This window comes from Alteromonas sp. DY56-G5 (genome assembly GCF_041414725.1).
GTDB classification, from domain to species: Bacteria; Pseudomonadota; Gammaproteobacteria; order Enterobacterales; family Alteromonadaceae; genus Alteromonas; species Alteromonas macleodii.
Window position 1 is genome coordinate 198,392 of the sequence record NZ_JANHZQ010000002.1, and the last position, 26,118, is coordinate 224,509.

At 45.1% G+C, this 26,118-nt stretch carries 16 protein-coding genes; 11 read left to right on the plus strand and 5 right to left on the minus strand.

What is annotated here, in order from left to right; genetic code table 11:
• Positions 1-42: 42 nt before the first annotated feature.
• Positions 43-1,473: an exodeoxyribonuclease I gene (sbcB, locus tag NO989_RS01770; RefSeq protein ID WP_278344234.1), complete on the minus strand. Its 1,431-nt coding sequence runs from the start codon at positions 1,471-1,473 to the stop codon at positions 43-45.
• 241 nt (positions 1,474-1,714) lie between these two features.
• On the opposite strand from sbcB, the gene NO989_RS01775 reads away from it, so the two are divergent.
• From NO989_RS01775 to NO989_RS01785, 3 genes are all read left to right on the plus strand, one after another.
• Positions 1,715-5,497 carry an ATP-binding protein gene (locus tag NO989_RS01775; RefSeq protein ID WP_371341963.1) on the plus strand — a complete coding sequence of 1,261 codons (3,783 nt, stop codon included), beginning with the start codon at positions 1,715-1,717 and terminating at the stop codon, positions 5,495-5,497.
• 149 nt (positions 5,498-5,646) lie between these two features.
• A complete protein-coding gene (locus NO989_RS01780) occupies positions 5,647-6,714 on the plus strand; it encodes an isoaspartyl peptidase/L-asparaginase family protein (RefSeq protein ID WP_371341964.1) in 1,068 nt (355 codons plus the stop codon).
• 180 nt (positions 6,715-6,894) lie between these two features.
• A complete protein-coding gene (locus NO989_RS01785) occupies positions 6,895-7,314 on the plus strand; it encodes a CBS domain-containing protein (RefSeq protein WP_014949170.1) in 420 nt (139 codons plus the stop codon).
• Between the two features lie 190 nt (positions 7,315-7,504).
• Here the strand turns inward: NO989_RS01785 and NO989_RS01790 are convergent, their stop codons facing one another.
• Together NO989_RS01790 and NO989_RS01795 are read right to left on the minus strand one after the other, a co-directional pair.
• Positions 7,505-9,823 (minus strand): phytase, encoded by a 2,319-nt coding sequence (locus tag NO989_RS01790; protein WP_371341965.1) that lies wholly within the window; start codon positions 9,821-9,823, stop codon positions 7,505-7,507.
• Between the two features lie 144 nt (positions 9,824-9,967).
• Positions 9,968-12,673: a TonB-dependent receptor gene (locus tag NO989_RS01795; RefSeq protein ID WP_371341966.1), complete on the minus strand. Its 2,706-nt coding sequence runs from the start codon at positions 12,671-12,673 to the stop codon at positions 9,968-9,970.
• A 374-nt stretch (positions 12,674-13,047) separates the two neighbouring features.
• On the opposite strand from NO989_RS01795, the gene NO989_RS01800 reads away from it, so the two are divergent.
• From NO989_RS01800 to NO989_RS01825, 6 genes are all read left to right on the plus strand, one after another.
• Positions 13,048-13,959 (plus strand): diguanylate cyclase domain-containing protein, encoded by a 912-nt coding sequence (locus NO989_RS01800; protein ID WP_171338155.1) that lies wholly within the window; start codon positions 13,048-13,050, stop codon positions 13,957-13,959.
• A gap of 88 nt (positions 13,960-14,047) precedes the next feature.
• Positions 14,048-15,319, plus strand: coding sequence for a helix-turn-helix domain-containing protein (locus NO989_RS01805; RefSeq protein ID WP_371341967.1), 1,272 nt, complete (start codon positions 14,048-14,050; stop codon positions 15,317-15,319).
• Positions 15,320-15,708: 389 nt separating this feature from the next.
• Complete coding sequence (locus NO989_RS01810) at positions 15,709-17,055, plus strand: Na+/H+ antiporter NhaC family protein (RefSeq protein WP_371341968.1); 1,347 nt, start codon at positions 15,709-15,711, stop codon at positions 17,053-17,055.
• Between the two features lie 100 nt (positions 17,056-17,155).
• Positions 17,156-21,151, plus strand: coding sequence for an ATP-dependent RNA helicase HrpA (hrpA, locus tag NO989_RS01815; protein ID WP_371341969.1), 3,996 nt, complete (start codon positions 17,156-17,158; stop codon positions 21,149-21,151).
• Between the two features lie 257 nt (positions 21,152-21,408).
• Positions 21,409-21,711, plus strand: coding sequence for a PilZ domain-containing protein (locus NO989_RS01820; RefSeq protein ID WP_014949177.1), 303 nt, complete (start codon positions 21,409-21,411; stop codon positions 21,709-21,711).
• A gap of 284 nt (positions 21,712-21,995) precedes the next feature.
• The gene (locus NO989_RS01825; RefSeq protein WP_014976293.1) at positions 21,996-22,253 is read left to right on the plus strand and encodes a DUF2061 domain-containing protein; all 258 of its coding nucleotides are present in this window, start codon (positions 21,996-21,998) and stop codon (positions 22,251-22,253) included.
• 100 nt (positions 22,254-22,353) lie between these two features.
• Here the strand turns inward: NO989_RS01825 and NO989_RS01830 are convergent, their stop codons facing one another.
• A complete protein-coding gene (locus NO989_RS01830) occupies positions 22,354-23,547 on the minus strand; it encodes a class I SAM-dependent rRNA methyltransferase (RefSeq protein ID WP_014949179.1) in 1,194 nt (397 codons plus the stop codon).
• A 256-nt stretch (positions 23,548-23,803) separates the two neighbouring features.
• On the opposite strand from NO989_RS01830, the gene NO989_RS01835 reads away from it, so the two are divergent.
• Positions 23,804-24,781, plus strand: a complete 978-nt coding sequence (locus NO989_RS01835; RefSeq protein ID WP_075176404.1) for an NAD(P)H-quinone oxidoreductase — start codon at positions 23,804-23,806, stop codon at positions 24,779-24,781.
• 22 nt (positions 24,782-24,803) lie between these two features.
• Here the strand turns inward: NO989_RS01835 and rnhA are convergent, their stop codons facing one another.
• On the minus strand, positions 24,804-25,274 hold the full coding sequence (gene rnhA / locus NO989_RS01840; protein WP_014979088.1) for a ribonuclease HI: 471 nt from the start codon (positions 25,272-25,274) through the stop codon (positions 24,804-24,806).
• Positions 25,275-25,385: 111 nt separating this feature from the next.
• On the opposite strand from rnhA, the gene dnaQ reads away from it, so the two are divergent.
• A complete protein-coding gene (dnaQ, locus tag NO989_RS01845) occupies positions 25,386-26,105 on the plus strand; it encodes a DNA polymerase III subunit epsilon (RefSeq protein ID WP_371341970.1) in 720 nt (239 codons plus the stop codon).
• Positions 26,106-26,118: the final 13 nt, after the last annotated feature.

Below are 26,118 nucleotides of genomic sequence, written 5' to 3' on the forward strand. Positions count from 1 at the left end.
ATTTTTTTCCATCTACTAATTTAAGGCGTTCTAAAACGCCCGTCAAAGGTTTTCGGCATATTGGTAAAGTGCGCGTAATATGGCCTGCTTCTCAGGATTGTCGCTGTGTTCATGCGCCAATGATTCCAACCGCATCATATAGTTTTCTAATGTGATTGAGCCGTGAAAAGCTGAATCAGTCAAGCGAGCTTGGCGATGATGCTGCCACCTGGTCATTTCATCTGCGGTCAGTGTATTAGGATAATTTCTAGCGCGGTATCGAAATAGCTGCTTTCTGAGCCCTTCGTGCTGTGTTTTTTCACTCAGAGTGGCTAAATCATCGGGCTGTGCTTCAATTACACGCTCACACCACCTTCTGTCTTCGTCATTAAGAAACCCACCACTATATAGCGCGTGATCTATATCCAGTTCACCACTTTGAATGTCGTCATTATAGACATCTACGATTTTAGTGGCGAGTTCGGGCATACTGGCAAGTACTTTGTAATTGTCTAAGCAGCGCTCGCGATCCAGTCCTAGTCGTGCGGCATTGTCTTCTGTCATTGCTTTAGCTGTGGTAATAAACGGCGAGCGGTTGACGTGAATGAGCTTAAGCCCTGGTCTTTCTAACGCATCGTCAAATGTATCTGCCGGGGCATAAAGCGCCTGTCTAATCTCTTCTGGTGTGTCATTCACTAAACTGTCAATGTCATGCGATAAATCAATAGCGATAAATGCATTGTTGTTGGTTGGGTGCTTTGCCACAGGCATAACCCAAGTGCAACAGCCTTGAGAGGCTGGGAGTTTAGACGAGATATGAAGCAATACCGATGGTTTAGTGAGATCAATTTGCTGCATAACCGTGTGTTTACTGCGTAACGACAGCGTATAATCGAAAAGGCGAGGCTGCTTTTCTTTTATCAGTTTAGCAAGGGCTATTGTGGCGTAGACGTCACTCAAAGCATCGTGAGCGTTTTCGTGGCCAATATTATTAGCTGCAGTTAACGCCTCAAGTTTAAAGCTTGGTGCACCATCTTCTCGGCGTGGCCAATTAATACCATCGGGTCTCAGCGCATAGCACGCTCGCGCTAAATCGATTATATCCCAACGGCTATTTCCATTTCGCCATTCACGTGAATATGGGTCGTAAAAGTTTCTATAAAACAGGTAGCGGGAAACTTCATCGTCGAATCGGATACTATTAAAGCCCACACTACAGGTATTTGGCGTCGACATTTCCTGATAAATTCGCGCGGCGAAGTCAGCTTCGTTAGAACCGTCGCGAATGGTTTGCTGCGGTGTTATGCCGGTCACCAAACACGCTTCTGGATGTGGTAAATAATCATTCGCAATGGCGCTCATGATATTTATGGGTTTACCAATCACATTTAAATCCATATCAGTTCTTACTGCAGCGAATTGGCAGGGGAGATCTTTTTGTGGGCTGGTGCCAAAGGTTTCAAAATCGTGCCACAAAAATGTAGGTGCGTGCATAACCACTATTGCGATGTTAGAGAAATATTGATGGCAGTGTACACCGCGAGAAATTGAATACCAAATGCTGGCGTTAATATGAACAGTGATTTATTTGTTAGCCATCGGCATGACTTAAAAAAACGCGTTAATCATTGTCTTTTTTTGAGTATTTTGCGTTTTGATGTATCGCGCGAAACTTGCGCATTAACAAAATGATGACTAGCTTTAAGTTATCAAAATTTATACGGATATTGCCTGTTTGTCGTTCCTTAAATCCAGTTCATCCATCAGTGAAGCTAAGAGTACTTTAGGCTTAGCGTTAGTACTTGCAACAGTGCTTGTTGTACTTGTTGTTGGTTTGTTCGAGAGTAATATCAAAGCGACGGCTGAATCTCAAACTTTCACGGCATTAGAAGAGAGTGCCGCCAGTGCTGAAAATGCTGCAAACTCTCAGGTGAGAAAGTATATCAATGCGCTTAACTTCCTACATCAGACTCCACCTATAAGCGGCATCGTCCGCGCGACTGAAAATGAAAATCTAGACCCCAAAGACGGTACGACGTTGGAACAGTGGAAGCAGCGACTAGAAACGATTTTCGTTGCTTTTATCGAAAATAACGAAGAAGTCGATCAATTAAGGATCATTCAAGCCAATGAGGATGGAAATGAGTTTATTCGGGTGGAAAGAAACGGGGGAAGTGTTTTAGTAGTTAAGGACAACGATTTACAACCTAAAGCAGCGAGAAGTTACTTCATAGAGAGTGTTAAGCGCAATAAGGGCGAGTTTTATATTTCAGATATCAATTTGAATCGTGAATATGGGAAGCTCGAGTTTCCTTATAAAAGCGTTATTCGCCTTTCTCTTCCAATCTTCAGCAGCTCTGGTGAGCGTTATGGTTTTATAATCATGAATGTAAACGCCCAGTTTCTACTGTCGCAAATGGAACAAACGCTCGTCGGCAATCAATTGCTATTTGTTACCGACAGTGAAGGCTTTTTTGTCAGTCATCCAGACAGTGATAAGTCCTTCTCCAGAGATTTAAATCCTATGGTGAATTGGGCGAGCGAATTCGAAAGCCCTTCGAAAATAGGTAGGGCTAAAATTAAACAGACCGCACAGGCAAACTCATCTTTGTATACGGTCACTCGTGCTTTTACGATAAATGGAAATCAGCAAACCGCCCCGTTTTTTCTTCATACGGCATTGTCCCAGTCAGAAGTGGCAGCCCTTATCAATGAGAAGAGGATTAGCGTTTACAGTGTAATTGGGGTAGTTACGCTAATTTTTGTAAGCGTTTTACTATTCGTACACCGAAGTAACAGTAAAAACATTGAGCTTGCTAAGGTGCGGGGTGAGTCCGTTGCTATTATCGCTATATCTAAAGATGCGATTTTTAGCGTAGATTCTGCTGGCGTGGTGAAAAGTTGGAATATGGCAGCGGAGTCACTTTTTGGGATCCCAAGCCAGCTTATTTTAAATCATCACTATTCGTCATTTGAGCAGCTTTCTCTATTAGGGCTTGAATCGGTTCTCACCAAAGGCGGAAAGCAAAGTACCTTTACAACCCCCTACATCGATGACGAAAAAGAAGAGCACACGCTACTCATAACCGCATCTACCATTTGGGGTGAACAATCACAGTTTTCGGGTGTTGCTGTTGTAATTCGAGATGTGACCGACGAACGAAAGGCAAAAGACGCGATAGAAAGGGTAAACCTGAAGCTTGAAGAAAAAGTGGTAAGCAGAACGAAAGAACTTGTTGAAGCTACGCAAGAGGCGCGAAAAGCGAGCAGTGTTAAAAGCTCTTTTATTTCCAATATTAGCCATGAAATGAGAACACCGTTAAACGGGGTAGTTGGCTCCTTGTCGCTACTTAAGCGTCAGCCCCTTAATGAGAAAGCTGAACAGCTTGTTTCCATGATGGAAATTAGCTGCAACAATCTCAGTGTGCTGATTAACGACGTTCTCGACTTGTCTAAAATTGAAGCGGGCAAGCTTGATATTAATAATCAATATTTTGATCCGCTTGCACTTATCGAGTCTATCGCCAAGGTCTTTGCCGTTAAGGCAGCTTCTAAAGGGCTACAGCTTCTTGTTGACACAACAGGTCTTCCCCCGGTGGAAATAAACTCAGATCCACACAGAATCAACCAAATTCTTAGTAATTTATTGAACAATGCTATTAAATTCACTGAAGAAGGGCATATAAAGCTACAAGCATCGTTAAGTGATGATGATGCTGGGACACAACAGCTTCATTTCAGCGTATGTGACACGGGCGTAGGGATAGCACAAGAAAATCAGCCCAAATTGTTTACCGCGTTTACACAGGCTGATGCATCTGTTGCTACCCAATACGGAGGTACCGGACTTGGCTTGTCTATCTGCAAGCAATTGAGCCAGCTTATGGGAGGAGACATTACGTTCAATTCTGAAGTTGACATAGGCAGCACCTTCTCATTTTTCGTTACTCTTCCTGAAACAACTTACGACAGCGCGTTCGAGCATAAAATGGCGGTGGAAAACGAAAGTATGCTGCTTAACGGGATCACAATCGGTGTTTCTGCAAGTTATCCACCTTTAGAGGAAAACATCTGTTGTTTAGCCTTACACGTCGGTGCAGAGCCGCAAGTAATAGGTAAGCATTCTGAATTAGGAACAATACCTTGGACGCAATTTAATGCCATTATTGTGGACGAGGCCAGTTCACTCATTCGTGAGCTAGATGATATATGGCAGGCACAAGGTGCCACTAAAGACGCAGGTTCGTTACCTGTGGTTTATATTCTTCAAAAACTAGAAGGGACACCTTTCCACTTCAATCACCTTGTGCCGCTTTACTTGCCAAAGCCATTATTCAGGTCGAGTTTTGCAATTGTCCAACAAGGGTTAGACGCTGCGCTGTCGGGGTATACATTAAACCAGTCAGATATCTCATTAGGTAAAGGGAAAGCTGAGGACATCTCAGACGATGAAGGGGCAGCAGACGATACTGAGCAGCAATTATCTATTGAGAATGCCAACTTACTGATAGTTGATGACAATATGATCAATCGCGAGGTGGCGAAGGGAGTGCTGGAAAGTTTACCTGTTAAATTGTTTACCTGCAGCGATGGTGAGGAAGTTGTGGCGTTCTTGACGAAATGTGAAAGCAAAGGCCGCAGAATTCACAGCATATTGATGGATTGTCAGATGCCTAATATGAATGGTTATGACGCTACCCGAGCCATACGAGAAGGTAAGGCAGGAGCGATGCACAAAGATGTACCTATAATTGCTATGACAGCCAATGCCATGCTCGGCGAAAAAGAGAAATGTTTAGAGGCAGGTATGGACGACTTTGCGACAAAGCCTGTCATGGCCGATGTACTTATTCCTAAAGTGAAACAATGGTTAGTACATCAAATAACGGCATTAGCAAGTGCAGAGCTTAACGATACTGATACGAGGTCAGGTACCGGAATCACTGCCAGCGAACCTCCACTGGTTGACAGTTTGTTGAGTTCCATCTCAAAAGAAATGGACTGCGACACGCTATCGCATTCAAGAACAGAGGCTCAGTCAAGTAAAGAGTCTGAAGTAGAAATAGCCCCCACGTTACAGAATGCGAAAATAGCTAATGATATCGCCGCTCGCGAGGGCTCGGAGAAGGAGGCTGAAATTGATAACGTCAATCAAACTCAAGCTGATGAAAACAATTCAGAGGGGCTTGATGGATGTTGGGAAAAAGACGATGCCATTGCTCGGATAATGGGCGATAAAGCGCTATTTTCTCGTGTCTGCGACCTGTACTCCAGAAGCGCGCCTGACAAGCTTAAATTACTTCAGCAGGCTGTTGATAGTCGAGACTTCGAAAAGGTTCAGGTGCTTTCATTGAAGCTCCAAGGTATGTCTGCAGATATTGGTGCCGTACAGTTACAACGAGACTTTGAGAGCTTATGGGAATTGTCAAAGGCGAAAAAGTGGGAAGACGCTGAAGCGCTACTCCCTTCCATCACCGATGATCTTAATACTTTCTTAGAGATCCTTGAGGTAGCCTAGCCTACCTAAGCTAATTGTGTCATCTTACGTCTAAGGTCGCGTAAAAATCGCATCAACAGATGCGCGTTGAATTGATTCTAGAAATCTGTCGTCAAACCATCTCACAGATTATGCGCGCACGTAAAACGTAGCTATTAGGAGTAAAGCTTTTGAACCTATTTCGTATTTTTCGCCAGCCCAATAAAGTTCGACATGCACTTTATGCAATAGGCGCGCTTGCTGCGTCGTTTGCCATTACGAGTGTTCCCGCAATAGCGGATGATTCCAAACAATTAGGAAAAACACCCGTAGCTATCGCTATTCATGGCGGTGCAGGAACCATTTTAAAATCATCGATGACGCCAGAAAAAGAAGCGGACTACAAAAGAGTATTAACCCAAGCGGTGCAGCATGGCTACGCCTTGTTGCAGAAAGGCGAAAAAGGTGAAGTGGCGGTAGTAGAAACCATCAAAATTCTTGAAAGCTCGCCTTTGTTTAATGCTGGCATCGGTGCGGTATATACCTTCGACGGTGAGCACGAGCTTGATGCGTCGATAATGCACGGCGGCAGTAAAAATGCAGGTGCTGTTGCGGGGGTGAAAACAATAAGAAGCCCAATAGAGGCTGCGTTATTGGTAATGAATGAATCTCCACACGTTATGCTTTCTGGGAGAGGCGCTGAAGATTACGCAAAAGAAAACGGCCTTGAACAGGTAGACAACACCGTTTTTGATACCGAGTTTCGCAAACAGGCTTTAGATAAAGCGAAAGCACGTATGCAGCAGGTCTCGAGTGGTTACGGTTCGCAGCAAGGCAATGAGCGCTTTGGCACTGTTGGAGCCGTAGTATTGGACCAAGAGGGCAACATTGTCGCGGGAACATCCACTGGCGGAATGACGGCTAAACGGTATGGACGTATTGGAGACTCGCCTGTTATTGGAGCGGGTACCTATGCCGACAATGAAAGCTGCGCGGTATCGGCCACAGGACATGGTGAATATTTTATTCGATACAACGTGGCAGCAGATATTTGTGCGCGAATGAAGTACCAGGGTTTAACGTTAAATGACGCTGCGAACACTGTAGTTAACGACGTACTAGTAAACGCCGGTGGCGATGGCGGTGTGATTGCTATTGACGCTAAAGGTAACGTCGCTATGCCGTTCAATTCTGCGGGTATGTACCGCGCTAGCATCGACATAAATGGTGAAGTGAAAGTGGCAATTTACAAAGACTGATCACTGAAAAACTATTTGTTATTTTAATGTTAAATGTGCTGGCTTGTATGCAACGAAACGTCTAATCTTAAAGTGTGGGGGAAAATTGCTTTCACATGTGGTTAAAAATAATTGAAGTGCCGTAACGCCAATTAAGTCGCAGTATCGGTCACATTAGGCGCCACGGTTGGAGAATTGAAAATGGAATCGTTGCAAGTCAGTGATTATATGAATACTCACCCAGTGAAGCTTAATGTCGATATGCCCGTTGCGCAGGCTGTCGAAGTGTTATTAGCCAGTGGGCAGAGTGGTGGTCCGGTACTCGATAGCAAAGGTAGAGTGGTGGGCTTTTTGTCTGAGCAAGACTGTATCGCTCAAATGATTGCGTCAAGCTACTATCGCGAACAAATTTGTAGAGTAGGGGAAATCATGAAAACCCCTGTGATTTCTATCAAACCTTATATGTCGGTAATAGAGTTAGCGCAGTTGCTGTTAAAGGAAAAGCCGAGAGTTTACCCCATTGTTGATGATGACGGGGTACTGTTAGGCTCAATTAATCGAACGGCAGTGCTACGGGCTATTGATGTTCAATTGAATGATGGATACCAGCGAGCGGGTTAGACGTTGTTTGGGATAACGCACTTTTATTTAGCTTGGTAGGATTTAGTGCTGCAGGTAGCGTAATGAATGAAGATGCGGCGCTGGGTTAGAACGGCCAGAAGCTAGTGCGACGCCATGCATTTATCATATACCAGAAAGGAGGCGTTAACTTGCTTAACGCCTCCTTCTTATTTACTTTTCGTATTATTCGTTACATGTGTGAGTGGTGTTCACGCTTGGCGCTCGCTAATTTTCTGATCGCATCTTTAAGTGAAGCACCAGCAACTAGCTTAAAGTTTTGGGTCTCGCTAGGCATGACGTTTCTTCCATCTTGTACTACCCAAAGCCCTTCGGTGAACCTTCCTCCCAAGTTAGCGTTGGTTACATCAAGCCCATCTGTTTCCGACACGCCGTCAATTTGCGTGGCTTTATCTGCCGTAATTTGAACAAGCCCCATCAGTTCCAAGACTTCAGGGTTCTCAGTGTGTACGTGATAGATAGCATAGCTGTTATTACCCTGACTAGATGCGATTAGGTAAGTTTGTGAATCTACATCAAACAGAGCCAGCCCTTCAATATCAGCTTCTACCGGGGCTTCTATCTCAGCGATGAACTGAGGCTGATTGCTGTTTGAAGTAATATCCAAGGCCCAAATCCCAGCACCTTCCTCACCTAAGTATGCCGTGCTCGTTTTAGTATCCACAACACATCCTTCTGGCTGTGAGGGCAGTGAAAAGGACTGTGTTAAATGTCCATCAACAGCTTTGTCTGGGGAGATAGACACGCTATATCGTTCGAAGCGGCCACTGGTGTCGTTAGCAAATACATGAGCTATTCCGCCTGACACAAACAGACACATGCCGTATATATCATTGAGTGTAGTGCTTATGTGGCCAAGTTGAGTCATATGACCGCGTTTATCTATTTCAAATACAGACAAACTGTTATTCGACCGGTTTGATGCCACTGCGATATCGATAAGTGGCGTATCGCTTTGCTGAGCTTTGGTTTCTGCCACAGATACCTTGTATCCCACATCAACGTTATTCACTCTGCCAACAGGAAGGCTTTGCACTAGCTTGCCGGCTAAGTCATAGCTATTTAATGCGCCTTTTTTGTCGGTGCCGATTATGCGGCTTTGTGAAGCGCTGTGCGAGTTGACCCAAATGGCTGGGTCGTCAGCAGCGTCGCCATGATTTTCCACTGGGTCAGTTTCAACATCGGGTTTAACCTTGATAGTGAGGTTTGCATGTTGGGATGCGCTGTTATTTGTATATGCCTTCTCCATGTGATTTTCTTTTGGCGAGGTAGCTTTAAAATCGGTGCCGCATTGTCGATGAAGTAAAGCTGCGCTTAGTTTTGAGGGAAGTTCGGCAGAAAACACGTCGCCTGATTCATCATCATCAACAACAAGAGAAATGTGTGTGCCTTCTTCACTTAACGACAGGTGAACGAATTCAGGCTGAATAGAAGTAGACCTGTTGTTTGCTTTTAACTGGCGAGCTGCTGAGTTACTTTCGTTCGCCGTATTTATTAGCGAGACAAATTGCGTAAGACATGGTGCTTTGAGCCATACCCCGCTGGCATCCGGGCTTACCCAAGCAGCGACATCTTTGGCATCTTTTTTTGTCGAAGACAGGGTGGCTACACCTTCAATGACAACATCTTTACCGTGAAAAATAAGGGTTTTTGCTAGCTCACTTTCAATGTTGGTATTTAATTGCCACACACCGGCAAATTCGTCAGCAAGGTATAGCGTTTCGGTGGTGGCATTTATCGCGCAACTTTTAATGCCTGGACCTATCGCAAAGTCTCTAAGCGATAAAAAGCGCCCGTTGTAAAATTCATACTGATTCAGTGTGCCGGTCGCATCGATATTAACAATTTGCAGTTCGCCAGCGCTTGATGTTGTAGCACAAATGGCTTCAGAACCTTTGGTCAATTGAGTTTGCGGTTGATCAATCTCAAGAGACGCGGCGTTAATGCGATACACCTCTATGTACTGGGTGTTGTTATTGAACACTACTAAAGACACCCATTGTTTTGAATTAGACTCCACAACTTCAGCATTTGCTAAGGTGTAATGTCCCGCAATGAAGTGTTTTTTTCCTTCAGAGTTACTTAGTGAAATACCCTTATGTTCGTTAACATTAATGTTGATAGCGTGGGTGTCATCGTAAACTTTATGTTTGTTGTTGGCGCGGGCGTCCTTGCTAGTGTTGTTAGTATGGGTGTCTTTGTAAGCGTCTTTGTAAGCGCTTTTGGTGTTAGAATGGTCGACGTGCGTTTGGTAGTGCAGAGTTAGGCCTAAACCATTTTTTAGCTTTGTTAGCGGTAATGCGATGCCTTGGCTTTCTGCTTTTACTAGCTGGCTTTCGCTGTGCGCTAACTTGATATTTGCACTGGTATCTGCGCTGGTATTAGAATCGTGAGAGGCTGCGCAACCGAACAACGTCAAAAGTGCGCTTGAAAGTGCCGCTGTGGTAAATGTGGTTTTAAAAACTGTTTTGGTGTGACGCTGATTGGTCATTGTTGTTATTGTCCTGAAACTTACTGAGATCAAACCATGCATGGCGCATCGACTAAAACATGGCTTACAGATTATTAAGAGCAAGTTCGAAGGCCAAATTACCTACGGCCTTCAAACCCGATAATTAACTTTCGATATACCTGCCTAGTTAAGCTGCCAAGTAAAGCCAAGTTCGAACGTGCGGCCGTATTCTTCATACTGCGCGTTTTGGTTGCGCGTATCGAAATAGTTGTAGAAAGGTTCGTCACCTAAGTTGATGCCGTTGAAATACACCTGCATGCTGTCGTTGATGTAGTAGCGCGCCATGAAATCAACCTGTACGTGGTCGTCTTCAAATCTGAGCATGTCACCATCAATCTCTTCGAAATTGTCGCTTTTGTAGGTGGTGGCTAGACGTACACTGAAGTCATTCGCTTCGTACCCAATGGTGATGTTGCCAATACGGTCTGATTGATTTGGTAACTGGGTTTCAAATTTTTCGCCATCTAAGAAGGTAGTCGCTTCAGAATCAGTAAAAGTAGCATTGGCGGAAACAATAAAACCGTTATTGAAAGCTTTCACCCAAGAAAGTTCTAAGCCGGTTAAATCGGCAGAGTCGCCGTTAATTGGCTGTATGACCTCTTCAAAACCTTCCCAACCGGTTGTACCTGCAACATCAGCGTACACAACGAAGTTATCGATATTCTTGTAGAACAGCCCTGCTGAAACTACACCAATGTCACCTGGATAGTATTCAATCGACAAATCAACGTTTTGTGCTTCGTAAGGCTGAAGGTCAGGGTTGCCAACTTCCGCCTCTCGTTCGGTCACAAATACGCCATCATTTTCTTCCGTTTTACTCTCGATGATTTGAAATGCCGCTACATCTTCAAATTTTGGTCTTGAAATAGTCTGGGTGTAGGCAGCGCGAAGCTGAAGTTTATCTGAAACAGTGTATCTGGCATTTACACTGGGTAACCAATGATCGTAGTCGCGCTCCGCTTCCCATGGCGTATTTACCACTTCTTCCACGTCGGTTTCTTCGTTTTCTACAAGCTCTACTCGCATACCCGATGTAGAAAAGTCAGTACGTTCATAGCGTACACCTGCTACCAAATGAAGTTTATTTATATCTATGCTGCCCATGATATAAGCGGCAAAAATATCCTCTTCATTCACATAGGTCGCGCCACGAGACTCTACTTCAGAATTTAGGCTGTCTAATTCCAAGCTCTCGCGGTTTTCGTTAAAGTAGCTACGCATTTCACTTCGATTAAGCCCAGGCCCAAAGTCATCAAGAGAGTAGTCTGGACTGGCAGCTCCGAATTGCGAAGCGTCTAGGTCGTCGAATTCTCCATCAAAAATAGCGATGCTGCTGTCGCGGTCTTTTTCTCGGCTTCGGTATTTCGAGCCAATTTTTAACTCACCGATATAGCCACCAAGGTTGATGGGGCGGGCGGCGTCGAATTTAATACTGGTTTCGGTATCTTTCGTGTAGTTATCTTCAAAGCTGATCTCATCGACTTCATAGGTTGATAAGTTCATGGCATCAGCGTTTTGTGACACGGTTGGACGCATAGTATTTAAGTCTGCGTCGATACTGTCATTTTCGGTTTTGAATACGTAATACAGTGCATCTGGCTCGTCTTCATCAGACTTTGCATAACCGAGCTGCCAGTTTGCTTTCCAGGTATCTAATTGGTGTTCACCACCTAACGCCACAGTAAAAATACTCTGACTTTCAAAGCGGTCTTTACTTTCTCTTTCTATTTCTGAGTCTTCGCCATCGAACGTGAATATATTTCCTTGACGGTATTCGTCGTCAGAAAACTCACTGTAAAGTGTGCGAAGAAAGTATTGGTTGTTGAAGTCAGGACGAAAATCGATATTTAACGCACTACCCAAACGTTCGCGAGTGATCGTGTAGTGACGTTGCTCAAGCTCATCGTCACCGTTACTTTCAACATTGTCTGAACCAAAATCTCGGTCAAAGTAGGAAATAGCGCCAGCCACCCCCCATTCAGGGGAAAGCTTCTTGGTAAACGTACCAGAAAGCTTTGGACTGGTTTGATCGCGTAAATCATTTTGACTGGCTTGCACGGTAACGCTCGCGGTATCTCGAGCCTTATCAAACGCACTCACACTTTTCACCGCGACTGAACCACCAATGGCGTCTCCGTCCATATCGGGCGTTACCGATTTAGACACCTCTAACGTTTGGATGAGTTCTGAGGGAATAACGTCAAGGGCTACTGAACGTACGCCTGATTCAGGCGAGGGAATATTCAAGCCGTTAATAGTTACGTTATTCAAGTTGGGGTCGATACCGCGTATGCCGACGAAACGACCTTCACCCTGATCTCGCTCAATCGACAAGCCAGGTAAACGCTGTAACGACTCAGCAGCATTTTGGTCTGGAAATTGTCCAATGGCATCTGCGGATACAATAGACGAAATACGATCTGACGTTCGCTGCTGGTTTATGGCACCTGCCTGACCGCTTCGTTGACCACGTACCAAGATCTCATCGATGGTATCGCCGCTGCCAAACTCCACGGCTGCGCGCGCAATGCCGTTGTCTGTCACTTTTATCGCTTGCGTAACCGTTTCCTCACCAAGATAAGAAATTTCTAGCGTGTAAGTACCCTCTGGAATAGAGGGAAACCGAAATTTACCGTCTGTGCCTGCTTCAGTAACTAGTCCTAATTCTTTAAGCTTAATTTGAGCACCGGTATAGCTGCGCGTCTGTGCGGCGTCTTTTACTGAACCGATAATTACGCCATCAGCAGCTGAAGCAGGTATAGCGACGCTAAGGCCCATTGCCGCTATGCAGGCAAGTGTTAGAGAAGAGTACGCGGTTTTAATTTTCATTTATTTTCCAATTAATTAAGCAGTAAAAAGGCGTTTTGAATAAGTGCTAAGTAAGTGAATGAGTACCCTAAGAATCCTGCATGACAGTTATATGACGATTTGATGGAACAAGCGGTACACAATCGGTAATTGTCGCCTATTTGCAATTGGCTGAGCTAAATTGACCCTTGCTTAAATTACTGATTTTGTTTGGTTTGTGTGTCTTTTTTTATGCTCCTAAAGTTCGCTGCCATCAAGATGTCACATTGCTGAGCCAAACTGACCCTCGACAGTTTCATCAGATTTGGGCAAGACTCTCGTTTTGTTATAAACGCTGGCGGTGGCCGGACTAACGCGTGATGTATCCAATTCAAGAGATTTCCAAAGAGAGCACTATGTTTACCTTTACAAATTCAACACAATTTAGGCATCACAAGCTTTGGCTAGCATTTACATTTTGCGTAGTGGCGTTAGCGGTTTGTTTAGCTTTTATTTTTGGCAATGCAAAAGAAAGCACCGTGATATCAGGCCTCGATATTGTGGGGGAGGGAAGCATTGCTTTTTTAACTTTGGCGTGGATGCTAGCTGCGCTTGCCAGCCGTCCTCCAGGTAAAGTAACGAGCCTTCTCACGGTAGGACTCGGCTTCTTTCTATTTTCAGTCAGTTTAGATTTCTTGGATGAGTTTTTTCATTATCCCGAAGAGGCTTATTGGCTAAGCATGATTGAGTCTTATCCTGCGGCTGTGGGTATGGTAGTAATGACCGCGGCACTGTATCAGTGGCACCTAGAGCAGCGCGCGTTAAACTTGCAATTACGACGCAGAGAATGGGACTTTCGCGATCACGATGCTATCGATCCCATCACTCAGCTTTACCGCGCAGAATATTGGAAAACACAAATTAATAAATTACAGCAGTCTGGCAAGTCAGCTGTCATCGCCATTATCGATATCAATAACTTCTCTTTGTTCAACCAAAAACATGGGTATACGGAAGGCGATAGGTATCTGCACGATATTGCGCAATTGGTGATCATGAATTTGCGTCAGCAAGATTTAGCGTGCCGCTATGCCGGTGATAGGTTTGCTATTTTGATACCTGACGTCTCGCCCATGCAGGCCGACGTTATCCTCAACGATATCAAAGTGAGCATTCAGCACCTTGCGTTTAGACACAGCCAAAATGCAAACGCTATTTACACTACCGCTCGCAGTACTCAAGTGACTTTGTTACCTAACCAACGCCTTGCGACAGTGCTTAACACCATGCTCTTAGAACTTGAGCGTGCCCATGGTAGCGCAGCGTAATTAGGCAGGTTTGGTCAGTGTATTTGGCGATAGTAATTGGTAGGGGTAACCGGTGAAGATGAATGAAGATGCCTGCAGCGAGTAACTTATGGATTTAATGTTACCAAGACTAAACGCACTACGAGACTCTGAGGACGAAGCTGCAATTGCAGGTGCTGAGTACCGTCATTCAACTCGTCTTTCTGGGGTGGGTGTCTCTCTAAAAGATGATGCTAAAGCGCTTGGCATGGGTGTCTCTGTAAAAGATGACGCTAATGAGCTAGACATGGGTGTCATCGATAGTGCTGGTAGTGCTGATGTAGTGATGTCTAGCCAAGATAAAGTAATAGTTGGGTATTGGTTAGTGAGGGCAGCACTTAATGTGGCGCTCTCTCGTGGCGCGAATAAAAATAAGCTCTTGCGCGGTACAGGAATTTTTGAAGACGCGTTGCAACACTATTCACTACTAAGCACAAAGCAATACTCATCGCTGTTAGTGAACGTTCAAAGTCAAGCGAGAGGCGGCGACGTCAGTTTTTTGCTGGGAGGCGCTTTCGCCTCGCAGTGGCTATCTAGTCCACTTAGTGTGCTTAAATCATGTGAAAATGTAGAGCAGCTACTTTTACAGCTGACTCAACGCCAAACATACCGGTGGTGTAGCCTACCGCTCTGTCAGTTTCAGCGTTTTGAAAACGCAGACCAAATAATGTTAGTGCCTCAGTTTACAGGGGTAAGCAGCAAACAGCTTCAGTTCTCCATTGAAGTGGCATTCGCAAGCGTTGTTGCACTTATGAAAAGTATAGCGAATAAGAGAATTCGTTTATCTTTCTCTTTTACCGATAGTCAACCAAGAAATATTGCTGATTACGAAACCCACCTTGGGCTTAAGTTGTCGTTTAATCGTGCTTTTAACAGTATTTGCATTGAGAAAGACGTATTACGCCAACCTTTGGAGCTAACAGCTCAGTCGGATTGTTCTGCTGAATCACATGTTTCTCTGGAAGGTGTCGTTAGTAATAGCGCAACGCAAACAAAAGAAGGGGCTTCTATTGAATTGCAAAACCGCTTGTCATTGCCTGATTTTGTGAGGCGTTATATTTATGCATCCTCCAACACACAGGCAGCAAATATCGGATTTCCTGAATTAGCGGAAACCTTAAACGTCAGTGTGGCTACGCTAAAGCGGAAACTAAAAGAATACGGCACTAGCTATCGCGCGCTCTGCGAGGAAGTACAGCGCAATCATGCACTTTTACTTCTTTCGGTGCACAAAGTGAGTAACGAGACGGCGGCCAATGCAATGGGCATTAACGATTTACCTAACTTTCGACGAACGGTAAAACGGCTTACAGGTAAAACCCCTAGCGAGCTTAGAATTTAACGTGAATGACTGATAGCGCCTGTCCATATTTCTACGTAACAGAGCTATGCCACACACTTATGCAACACAGCTATGTAAAATAGCTATGAAAACTAGCTAGGCGGCAGTCGCGTTCTACGGCTAAATGGTTGTAGCTTCACTCCTTTAATAACTCGAAATCTAATCGTAGCGTCTGGCACAGTGCAGATGAGTTAAATATTGGAAAGTAAATTTCTTTTCAATGCTTTAAAAACCTTTTATCCTTTGTTGCTTTAGCTTTTCACCGTCAAAAACCGTCACGTTATGGTTTCGTTGAAGCTTTTTTTACGCACTCGCAACCGGCAGGTGGCTTTTCCGCGTAGCCTTTAAACTTTTGCTGTCACGCAATAAAACCCAAAAGAGAGTTTTCTGTGCACGAAAATAATGACATTGCACCAAATTCTATCGCACCCAACCCGTTAGGTTTAACGCCCATTTTGCTTTTTGTAATTCTTGTTGTAGTGACAGGAATTACCACAAACGATATTACTGCGATGCCTATTTTGGTGGCGTTTTTTATCAGCGCTGGCTATGGGCTATGTTTAAATCCGAAAGGGAAAAAGGTCAGCTTCTCTGAAAAAGTACAAACGTTTTGTAAAGGCGGCGGTGATAAAAATATTATTCTTCTAGTGCTTATATTCTTGTTAGCTGGTGCATTTTATGCGGTGACTATTGATATTGGCGCTCGGGATGCCACGGTCAATATGGCACTACAATTTGTGCCTTCCGCACTTATATTGCCAGGCCTCTTTTTGATTTGCTGTTTCATATCATTTTCAATGGGCACGTCCATGGGCACCATTACCGCTCTCTCGCCAATAGGTGCGGGGCTTGCCACAAGTTTGGGGCTACCGGTAGAAATGGCGCTAGGTATTGTGGTGGGGGGCGCAATGTTTGGTGATAACCTCTCGTTTGTTTCAGATACCACCATTGCGGCAACCCGTACGCAAGGCGTACAGCTTAAAGATAAATTTAGGGCGAATTTAATGGTTGCTGTGCCGGCGTGCATTGTCACCATGGCGTTACTGCTTATGGTGGATGTCGATACTTCTGGAATAGTTGAAGGCGGCAGCTACGATTTTTGGCGCATAGTGCCTTACTTGTGCATTATCGCTTTTGCGCTAACAGGGTTTAACGTCATTAGCGTGCTTGCAGTGGGTATTGCCAGTGCCTGCGTAGTGGGATTGCTTCAAGGCAGCTTCACGCCACTTTCTATGATGCAAAGCATTCAAAAAGGGATGGGCTGGATGCAAGACTTGGCTATGATCGCCATAACCATAGGCGGTATTGTTGCGCTTATGCACGCTAACGGCGGTATAACATGGTTAATAGAGCGCTTAACCCGAAAGGTCACGTCAAAGAAAGGCGCTGAGTTCAGTATTGCTGGCTTGGTTAGCTTTTTGGACATTACAACGGCGAACAACACTATTGCGATTGTTACCGCAGGTCCAATTGCTAAAGACCTGAATGAAAAATACGGCGTCGACCCTCGTCGTACGGCATCACTTTTGGATATCTTTTCGTGCAGTTTCCAAGGTTTAGTCCCTTACGGGGCGCAGCTTTTAAGTGCCGCGGCCGTAGTGGGTATTTCACCATTAGCTATTACACCGTACTGCTGGTATCCCATGCTGATTTTTGTGTTTGGTGTGGCGGCCATTTGGTTCGGTTTTCCCCGTTTTAAAGTGCCCCAGGACGATGAATTAACCCAAAGCGCTTAAATTCTCGTAACGCTTAACACACTGGCTTTTTAGGGCGGTATCTTCTAGGATCACCGCCCGAATTTTATTGATGATTAGAAACACGCTTTAGGATGTCACTTTGTCTTCACCACTTGCAATAAAACCTCTTTACAACAAACTAGATGATTGTTTGAGCGCAGATAAATTTCGTTTAAAGCGACGCATTACGCAGCTTGCACAAAAAGTGAATGATAAATCTGGTGTTGAAGGAAAAGGCGCGGAGAAAAAAGCTGCTAATCCCAAAGCTTCAAAACGTGACAGCGCGGTTAGCGAAGAAAGCTTAAAAGCGCAGTTTGAAAAGCTCGAAAGCGACATCAATGCATCAATAGAAAAACGCAAATGGCGTAAAGACAACCTTCCTAAAGTTGAATACCCACCGCTGCCGGTTAGCGATAAAAAAGAAGATATCAAAGAGGCGATTGCGAATAACCAAGTCGTGATTGTTGCGGGTGAGACCGGGTCGGGTAAAACTACGCAGCTACCTAAGATATGCTTAGAGTTAGGTCGCGGTGTAAATGGCATGATAGCCCACACCCAGCCAAGACGATTAGCGGCGCGAAGTGTAGCTACCCGTATAGCCGAAGAGCTAAACACGCCGCTTGGCGAAAAGGTGGGTTTTAAAATTCGCTTTAGCGATCAGGTAAGCGAGCGAAGCTACGTTAAGCTTATGACCGACGGCATGCTGCTGGCTGAAATGCAGCAAGACCGCTTTTTAAATCAATACGATACTATCATCATCGATGAAGCTCACGAACGCAGCCTTAATATCGACTTTTTGCTAGGCTATCTGCGTCAGCTGTTAGACAAGCGCCCTGATTTAAAACTCATCATCACCTCTGCCACCATTGACCCAGAGCGTTTCTCTCAGCATTTTAATAATGCGCCTATTATCGAAGTGAGCGGACGTACCTATCCGGTAGAAATTCGTTACCACGCGCCGGAAGATAATAATGACGATATTGATCAGAGCGACGCCATCGTAAACGCAGTCGACGAGCTGATGCGTGAAGCACCGGGAGACATCTTAGTGTTCTTAAGCGGGGAGCGCGAGATACGCGACACCCAAGATGCCTTGAGCAAACAGCATTATCGCAACACTGAAATTGTTCCGCTGTATGCGAGGTTGTCGGCGGCAGAGCAAAACCGCATATTTCAGTCGCACAGCGGCAGACGCATTGTACTTGCCACCAACGTGGCAGAGACCTCGCTTACGGTGCCTGGCATTAAATACGTAATTGACCCAGGTTTTGCCCGTATTTCACGTTACAGTGCCAGAAGTAAAGTTCAGCGTTTACCTATCGAGCCAATATCTCAGGCGTCAGCGAATCAGCGGGCAGGGCGATGCGGCCGTGTGTCTGATGGTATTTGTATTCGTCTTTACAGTGAAGAAGACTATTTAGGCCGCCCAGAATTTACGGACCCTGAGATCCTGCGAACCAACTTAGCGTCGGTTATTTTGCAAATGCTTGCTTTAGGGTTAGGCGATATCGCTGCTTTTCCATTTGTTCAGCCGCCTGATAACCGCAATATCAACGACGGTTTCCGCTTACTTGAAGAAATTCAAGCTATCGCGAAAGGCAAAGATAACCGAAAAACCAAGCAAAGCGGCAAAATGCAGCTTACTCCGCTAGGTCGTCAAGTAGCACGTTTACCTATCGACCCTCGCTATGCTCGTATGGTGATTGAAGCCGAGCGTACTAATGCGCTCAGCGAAGTAATGGTGATTGCAGCGGGACTTTCAATTCAGGATCCGCGAGAGCGCCCACAGGAAAAACGCCAGCAAGCAGACGAGAAGCACAGCGAATACCACGATAAAGATTCTGACTTTATCAGTCTTTACAACTTGTGGTTGGCGTTTAGAGAGCAGCAAAACGCACTCAGTCAAAACCAATTGCGCAAATGGTGTAAGCAAAATTTCATCAACTATTTACGTATGCGTGAGTGGCAGGACATTGTTAGCCAACTTAAAAAGTCTATCGCTGAGCTGGGCTTTGGCATTTCAAAGCAAGAAGCCGACTATCAGGCTATTCACCAAGCTATTGCCAGCGGCTTGCTGTCGCACATGGGCTTTAAAGATAAAGAACGGGAGTATATGGGCTCGCGTAACTCGCGCTTTCTTATTTTCCCTGGTTCAGGGCTATCAAAGTCTCAGCCCAAATGGGTAATGGCAGCTGAGCTTGTAGAAACCTCTAAGCTATTTGCTCGTATGGTGGCAAAAATTGACCCAGCATGGGTAGAGCCTTTGGCCGAGCATGTTGTGCAAAGAAGCTATTCAGAGCCACACTGGTCTAAAAAGCGCGGTGCGGTGATTGCCTTTGAAAAAGTATCCTTGTTCGGGCTACCCATAGTAATGAAGCGTGCGAAGGTTTATAGCCTCATCGACCCGCCAATTTGCCACGAGCTATTTATCCGCGAAGCGTTAGTCGAGGGCAATACTAAACTCAATTACAGTTTCTTACAGGAAAATCAGGCACTGCTTGAGCAGGCAGACGAATTTGAACAAAAGACCCGTCGTCGCGATTTGATAGTCGATGATGAAGAGCTTGTAAGCTTTTACGCGAAGCGTATTCCGGTTGAGGCCAATAATGATGCGGCGTTTAAGAAGTGGTTTAAGCAACACGGAAGCAACGACAGTTTAACGTTTAAAGAAGAAGACGTGTATCGTCAGCAGCCTGGGCAGTCGGTAGCAAACGCGTTTCCCGATGTATGGCGCCAAGGCAATATTACGCTGCCGCTTCGCTATAACTTCGAACCTAACGCTGAAGATGATGGCGTAACTGTGGTGATTCCGCTGCCTGTGCTTAACCAAGTCGACAATATAGGTTTTGATTGGCTGGTGCCGGGGCTAAGGCACGACCTCATTGTGGGTTTAATTAAAACCTTGCCTAAGCGCTTGCGTCGTAACTTTGTGCCTGCGCCAAACTTTGCTGAAGCATGCCTTGCTGATATCAGTGAAACGGATAAAAACAACCGTCCAGTGCCTTTGCTTGAAGCTGTAACCGATAAGCTACGCAAAATGACGGGCGTTATTATTGAAAGCGAAGAGTGGAATTTAGATCAGCTTGATAAGCATTTGAAAATGCACTTTGCGGTAGTTAACGACAACGGTGACGATATTGCTAAAGGTGACGACCTTCACGCGCTTAAACAGCAGTGTGCAGGGCAGGTGAAACAAACCTTTGAGAAAGCCGCAACACCGGAGTTAGAGCGAAATAACATCGAACAATGGGATTTCGAAAGTTTGCCGGAAACCTTCGTGCAGAAGGTTGGCGGGTTTGAAGTTCAGGCGTTCCCGGCTCTGGTGCAAAAGGGTGATAAGGTAGATATTGCGTTAATTGAAGAAGCGGATAAGGCCCAAGTGCTGCACAAGCAAGGCGTGAATGTCTTGATTAAAAACGCGATGCCGTCGCCGCTTAATTATTTGCAAAGCAAATTACCTAACAAAGCCAAACTGGGTTTGTATTTCAATCCATTTGGCCAAGTGAAAGCGCTAATTGATGATTGTATTTTTGCGGGTATCGATGCCATTGTCAGTGATTACTGCAAAACCAATAACACCGACATTCGCAGCAAGGCCGATTTTGAAGCCTGTTTAGAGATTGCTCGTGCAAACATTAATGACAGGGTGTTAGAAATTGCCAAACAAGTGGAGCAGGGGCTTACCCTTGCGCATCAATGTCAGAAGCAAATGAAAGGGAATGTGCCGCTGACCATGATAAACGCCTTAGGCGACTGCAAAGCACACTTGGCATCGTTAGTTTTTCCTGGTTTTGTTTCTGAAATTGGCGAGAGCAGATTAGATGATTGGAATCGTTACATTAAAGGTTTAGCTCGTCGGCTAGAGAAGCTCCCCATTGATCCCAACAAAGACAGAATGCATCAGGTAACGGTAGAAAAGTCGATTAAAGAATGGGAAAAAGCGTGCAGCAAATACCCCAACGGTAAAGTACCTCAAGCTCTTAATGAAGTGCGCTGGATGATAGAAGAACTGCGGGTTTCTTTGTTTGCCCAGCAGCTCGGGACGGCTTACCCGATTTCGGCTAAGCGTATCACTTTGCACCTCGCTGACTTTTAAAAAAGGGCGTTAGGTGTAAGGTAGCATCAATGGACCAGGCTAGGGCATGAGGGCACATATTTGTTATCGCAAACAAAACAGCGGGCAGAAACGGCTGAGTCGCTGATTTAAGTGGGAAGGTAGTCGAAATTAGACCAAAGTACACTTTTAATAATTGTTGAATAAATATTATACAGTTCGATTGACAAGTTACCGGCATCGCCCTATAACATCAGATGTAGTCGTCAGCGTAACGCTAAAAATCAGGAGAAGTAGACATGTTGGGATACGACGATAAGCGAAATTTTTTCAGGATGATGGTAAATTCGCCTTGTCAGTTGCAAATTACTGATGATGAGTCGAGCCGCACCATGCAGGCAATGTGTAGAGATATCAGTGCTACAGGTATGTCTTTGGAAGTCGATGAACCCTCAATTGAGGTGGGTACACAAGTGAGTGTTGCAATAGAGTCATCTAGTTCGCAAATCCCATCTTTGGCAGCATTAGCGACTGTTGTGCGCTGTGAACCTGAATCCGAGTCAAGCTGCATTATAGGCGTCGAAATTTCTCAGATGAAATAGTCTAATCTAATGTGTTAGGGCGGGGTAAAAGCTTCGCCTTTTCGTGTCTAACTAAAAAACACAAAGCGTCAGGGTCTACAGCAATGACGTACTCGCGGTGTTGCTTCTTTCTTTACACTCCAATGTTGACCAGCCCGTTGTGGTTTGAAAACAGTCTTTCAGCTTTCATATACTAAACCGAATAGGCCGTTCAGTTTTTTCTATTTTAACTCTCAGTCTTAATTGCTAATAATTCTCATTAATGCGAAAGCAAACTGATTTAATACTTTGAGAGAGCGATGACTATGAAAAAGACGATGACCTTTGCAGTGATGCACTTTTCAGTGGCCTTTACGGTTGCCTACTTACTGACAGGAAGTGTGGTAGTAGGCGGTGCCGTAGCGTTGGTTGAGCCAGCCATTAATACCGTGGCGTTTTATTTTCACGAGATGGTGTGGAAGAAAGTTGAAGAAAAAGAGGGTGTTGTTAAGGAACAATCAGATGACAGTTCACAACAGTTATCAAGTCGCTTTTCTAACAATGAGATAACCTTTGCATCTTAAGGGAGTGGATTTACCTTCGTAAGCTTTTCGCACAACGTAATGTTAGCTCAATAGATTTCGTTAAGCGCCCTATACATCAACAAGGGCGCTTTTTTAATCGCTAGTCGTCGGTGACTTCACACACTAGACCTTTCAAGTAATAGCCTTCTGGATAGCTGCCAATGATAGGATGATCTGAGGCTTGATTAAGCCTTGCGATAATTTTGATAGTACGACCTGCATCAAGTGCAGCGTCTGCCACAACTTTCTGGAATAAATCTGCCGGCATAAGGCCAGAGCAGCTAAATGTAAGCAGCAGCCCACCAGATTTAACAGCATGTATGCCGTACATATTAATGTCTTTATAGCCGCGGGCAGCACGGTTTAATGTTGCCTTGCTGTCGACAAACTTTGGCGGGTCGAGTATCACCATATCAAACTGTTTGCCCTGCTCGTGATACTCCCTGAGTGCCTTAAACACGTCTTGGTTTACGTAATTGGCTTTGTTTTCGTCTAAACCATTGATGGCTACATGGTGCTTAGCCAAATCAAGAGCAGGCTGAGATACATCAACGTTAGTCACTGATTTAGCACCGCCAGCAAGTGCGTAGCAAGAAAACGTACCTGTGTAGCTAAAACAGTTGAGTACGTCGGCATCTTTCGCGTAGTGTGCAGCCGCCGCGCGACTGTCTCGCTGATCAAGGTAAAAACCGGTTTTATGGCCGTTCTCGATATCAACCACTATGTTGATGCCGTTTTCTTTTACTGTAACTTGCATAGGTGGTTCACCATGCAGTACACCAGTTACAGGCTCTAAGCCTTCTTTCTTGCGCACATCCACGTCGCTTCGCTCGTATATGTGTACATTAGGCATTAGCTTAGTAATTGCCCACACTATCTTATCTCTGTGTTTTTCGCCGCCCGCGCTCAAAAGCTGAAGTACTGCAACATTGTCGTATAGGTCTATCGTGATCCCTGGAAGGCCATCACTTTCAGACGCTATCCAGCGAAACGCGTTGGTTTTGTTTGGGTCAAACAAGCGTTTGCGAAGGGCTAGTGCAGTTTCTAAACGGCGTAGGAAAAATCCGTTATCAATGCTTTCGTCTTTTTTAAATGTCCACATACGAACGCGAATTTTTGAATTTGGAGAGTAAGCGCCTCGCCCTAACCAGTCGCCTTCAGAGTCAAATACGTCTACCGTATCGCCAACTCGCGCGCGGCCCTTTAGTTCAGCCACAGCGCTTTCGAATACCCAAGGGTGTTTGCGGCGAAGTGATTTGTCTCTGGATGGCTGTAATATGACCTGTGCTGACATGAAGGCTCTCGTACTAATTTAATAAATGTGAAACAGAGTTAAGCGATTTTACTCGCTTATGAGAATGGTCGCGATTATACGCAATTTCATAAGTTCTGTGTTAATAATACCAATCTGCATAGATAATTACCCACTCAGCGAGAGTTAAAATGCTCTATCCTGACTGGTATAAATACAAAACAAACCCAAACTGTTTGATATAAAAGTACGTAGCCAAATTACGATTAAAATTTAAGACTAGGATTGGATGTAAATTATGCGATATGTCGATTTTGAAAAAGGATGCGGCCCAAGCGAACTTGTTGTAAAGGAATGTGAAGGGCTGTCGCTAGCACCAGGGAAAGTAAAAGTTGACGTAAAAGCGTTTGGGGTGAATCGTGCGGATACCTTGCAACGCCAGGGGAATTACCCACCTCCACCAGGCGAGAGCGATATTCTTGGATTAGAGGTAGCTGGCGTGGTGTCAGAGGTTGCCAGTGACGTTACTGCATTTAAAGAAGGTGACGAAGTATTTGGTTTGGTTGCAGGTGGCGGCTATGCCACTGAAGTGATCGTTAATCCAGCCCATTTAATGCCCATTCCCAAAGGCATGCCGTTTTTTGAAGCCGCGGGTTTGGCCGAAGTGTTTCTTACGGCATTTCAGTGTTTGCGCACAATCGCGCATGTAAAGCCGGCTGAACGGGCGTTAATTCATGGCGGTGCAAGCGGTGTAGGGCTGGCTGCCACGCAACTTTGTCGATATTGGGGCGTACACAGTGCGGTAACGGCTTCAAGTCAAGATAAGCTTTCGTTGTGTGAAAGCAATGGCGCAGAGCATCTTATCAATTATAAGCAGCAACAGTTTGATGATGTGCTTAAAAAAGTCTGGCCTGAAGGGGTTGATATGGTGCTTGATATGGTAGGTGGCGACTACCTCAACCGTAACCTTAAAATACTGAAGCAAGATGGAAAAGTGGTTTACTTAGCGATGCTGGCAGGGAGATATGCTGATAACCTCGATATGGCTATGCTGTTAGGTAAAAGGGCGTCCATTATTGGCACGACACTTAGAAATCGAAGCGACGATTATAAAGCTGATCTAATTCGTGACTTTACTACCGTATGCTTGCCCGCTTTTGAGAATAAAGAGCTTAGGGTAAATATCGATACTCACTATAGCATTGAAGATATCGGCGAACCCCACGTGCGTTTGGAAAACAACGATACGCAGGGCAAGTTGGTTCTTTCTTGGTAAATGAGCTTTGCAGTAAGCTTATCTAATTGCCAACGAAGCCTTCGTCGGGTTTCGTTGGATTGGCTTCTGCCGCATTGCGGGCCAGGTCGTCACAGCGCTCATTTTCAGGGTGCCCCGAATGGCCTTTTACCCAATGCCAGTTTACCTGATGCTTTTTTACCGCTTCATCTAGTCGCTTCCACAAATCTGCGTTCTTGACGGGTTTTTTATCTGCCGTGCGCCAACCGTTCTTGCGCCAGTTATGGATCCATTGATTAATACCATTTTTTACGTACTGGCTGTCGGTAGTTAATTCAACGTTGCACGGTTCGTTTAAACTATTAAGCGCTTCGATAGGGGCTAATAGTTCCATACGGTTATTAGTTGTGTGGGCAAAGCCGTCGCTCAACTCTTTTCTATGCTGCTTGTAAATCAGTACAGCTCCGTACCCGCCCGGTCCAGGGTTGCCCAAGCACGAGCCGTCGGTGTATATATGAATGGTCTTTTGAGCCACAGCGTTTCCTTTGATTTAACTGGCTTAATTTATATTGCCTTTTCCCTTAGCGGATTGCGAAGGGGTTGATATACTATCAAAAAATGAAAGTGTAATTATAGTAGAGGTTCCATGCGCCAAATTGTTCTCGATACTGAAACCACAGGTATTGACCCCAAAGAAGGCCACCGCATTATCGAAATAGGGTGTGTTGAAGTTGTTAACCGCCGATTGACGGGGAATCACTTTCACGTTTACATCAATCCGGGCCGTCACATTGAACAAGAGGCAATTGAAGTCCACGGTATAACCAATGAATTTCTTGCCGACAAGCCTACATTTTCTCAAGTGGCTCAGGAGTTTGTGAGCTTTATCAAAGGGGCACAGTTAGTCATTCACAACGCGCCCTTCGACGTTGGGTTTATGGATCACGAGTTTGGCATGGAAGCGTCTACCAAAGGCGTTATTACTAACCAAATTTGCGATGTTCTCGATACACTTACTCTTGCTCGCCAAATGCACCCAGGCCAAAAGAACAACCTCGATGCCTTGTGTAAGCGTTATGGTATAGACAATAGTCATCGTACCCTTCACGGCGCTTTGCTGGATGCGGAAATCCTGGCAGATGTTTACCTGTTGATGACCGGTGGGCAAACTAAGCTTAAACTGGCGTCTAGCTCTGGCAGCGACGCAGACTCCACGGCAATTCGCAGGATTCAGCGAAGTGCAAATAAATTAAAGGTTATTAAAGCTACCGCCGATGAGATAACACAGCATGAGGCTCGCCTGGATATTGTTGAAAAGGCAGGAGGCAAATGCTTATGGCGCCCTCAACCTGAAGAGGTGCCTTAGCAGAACATAATCA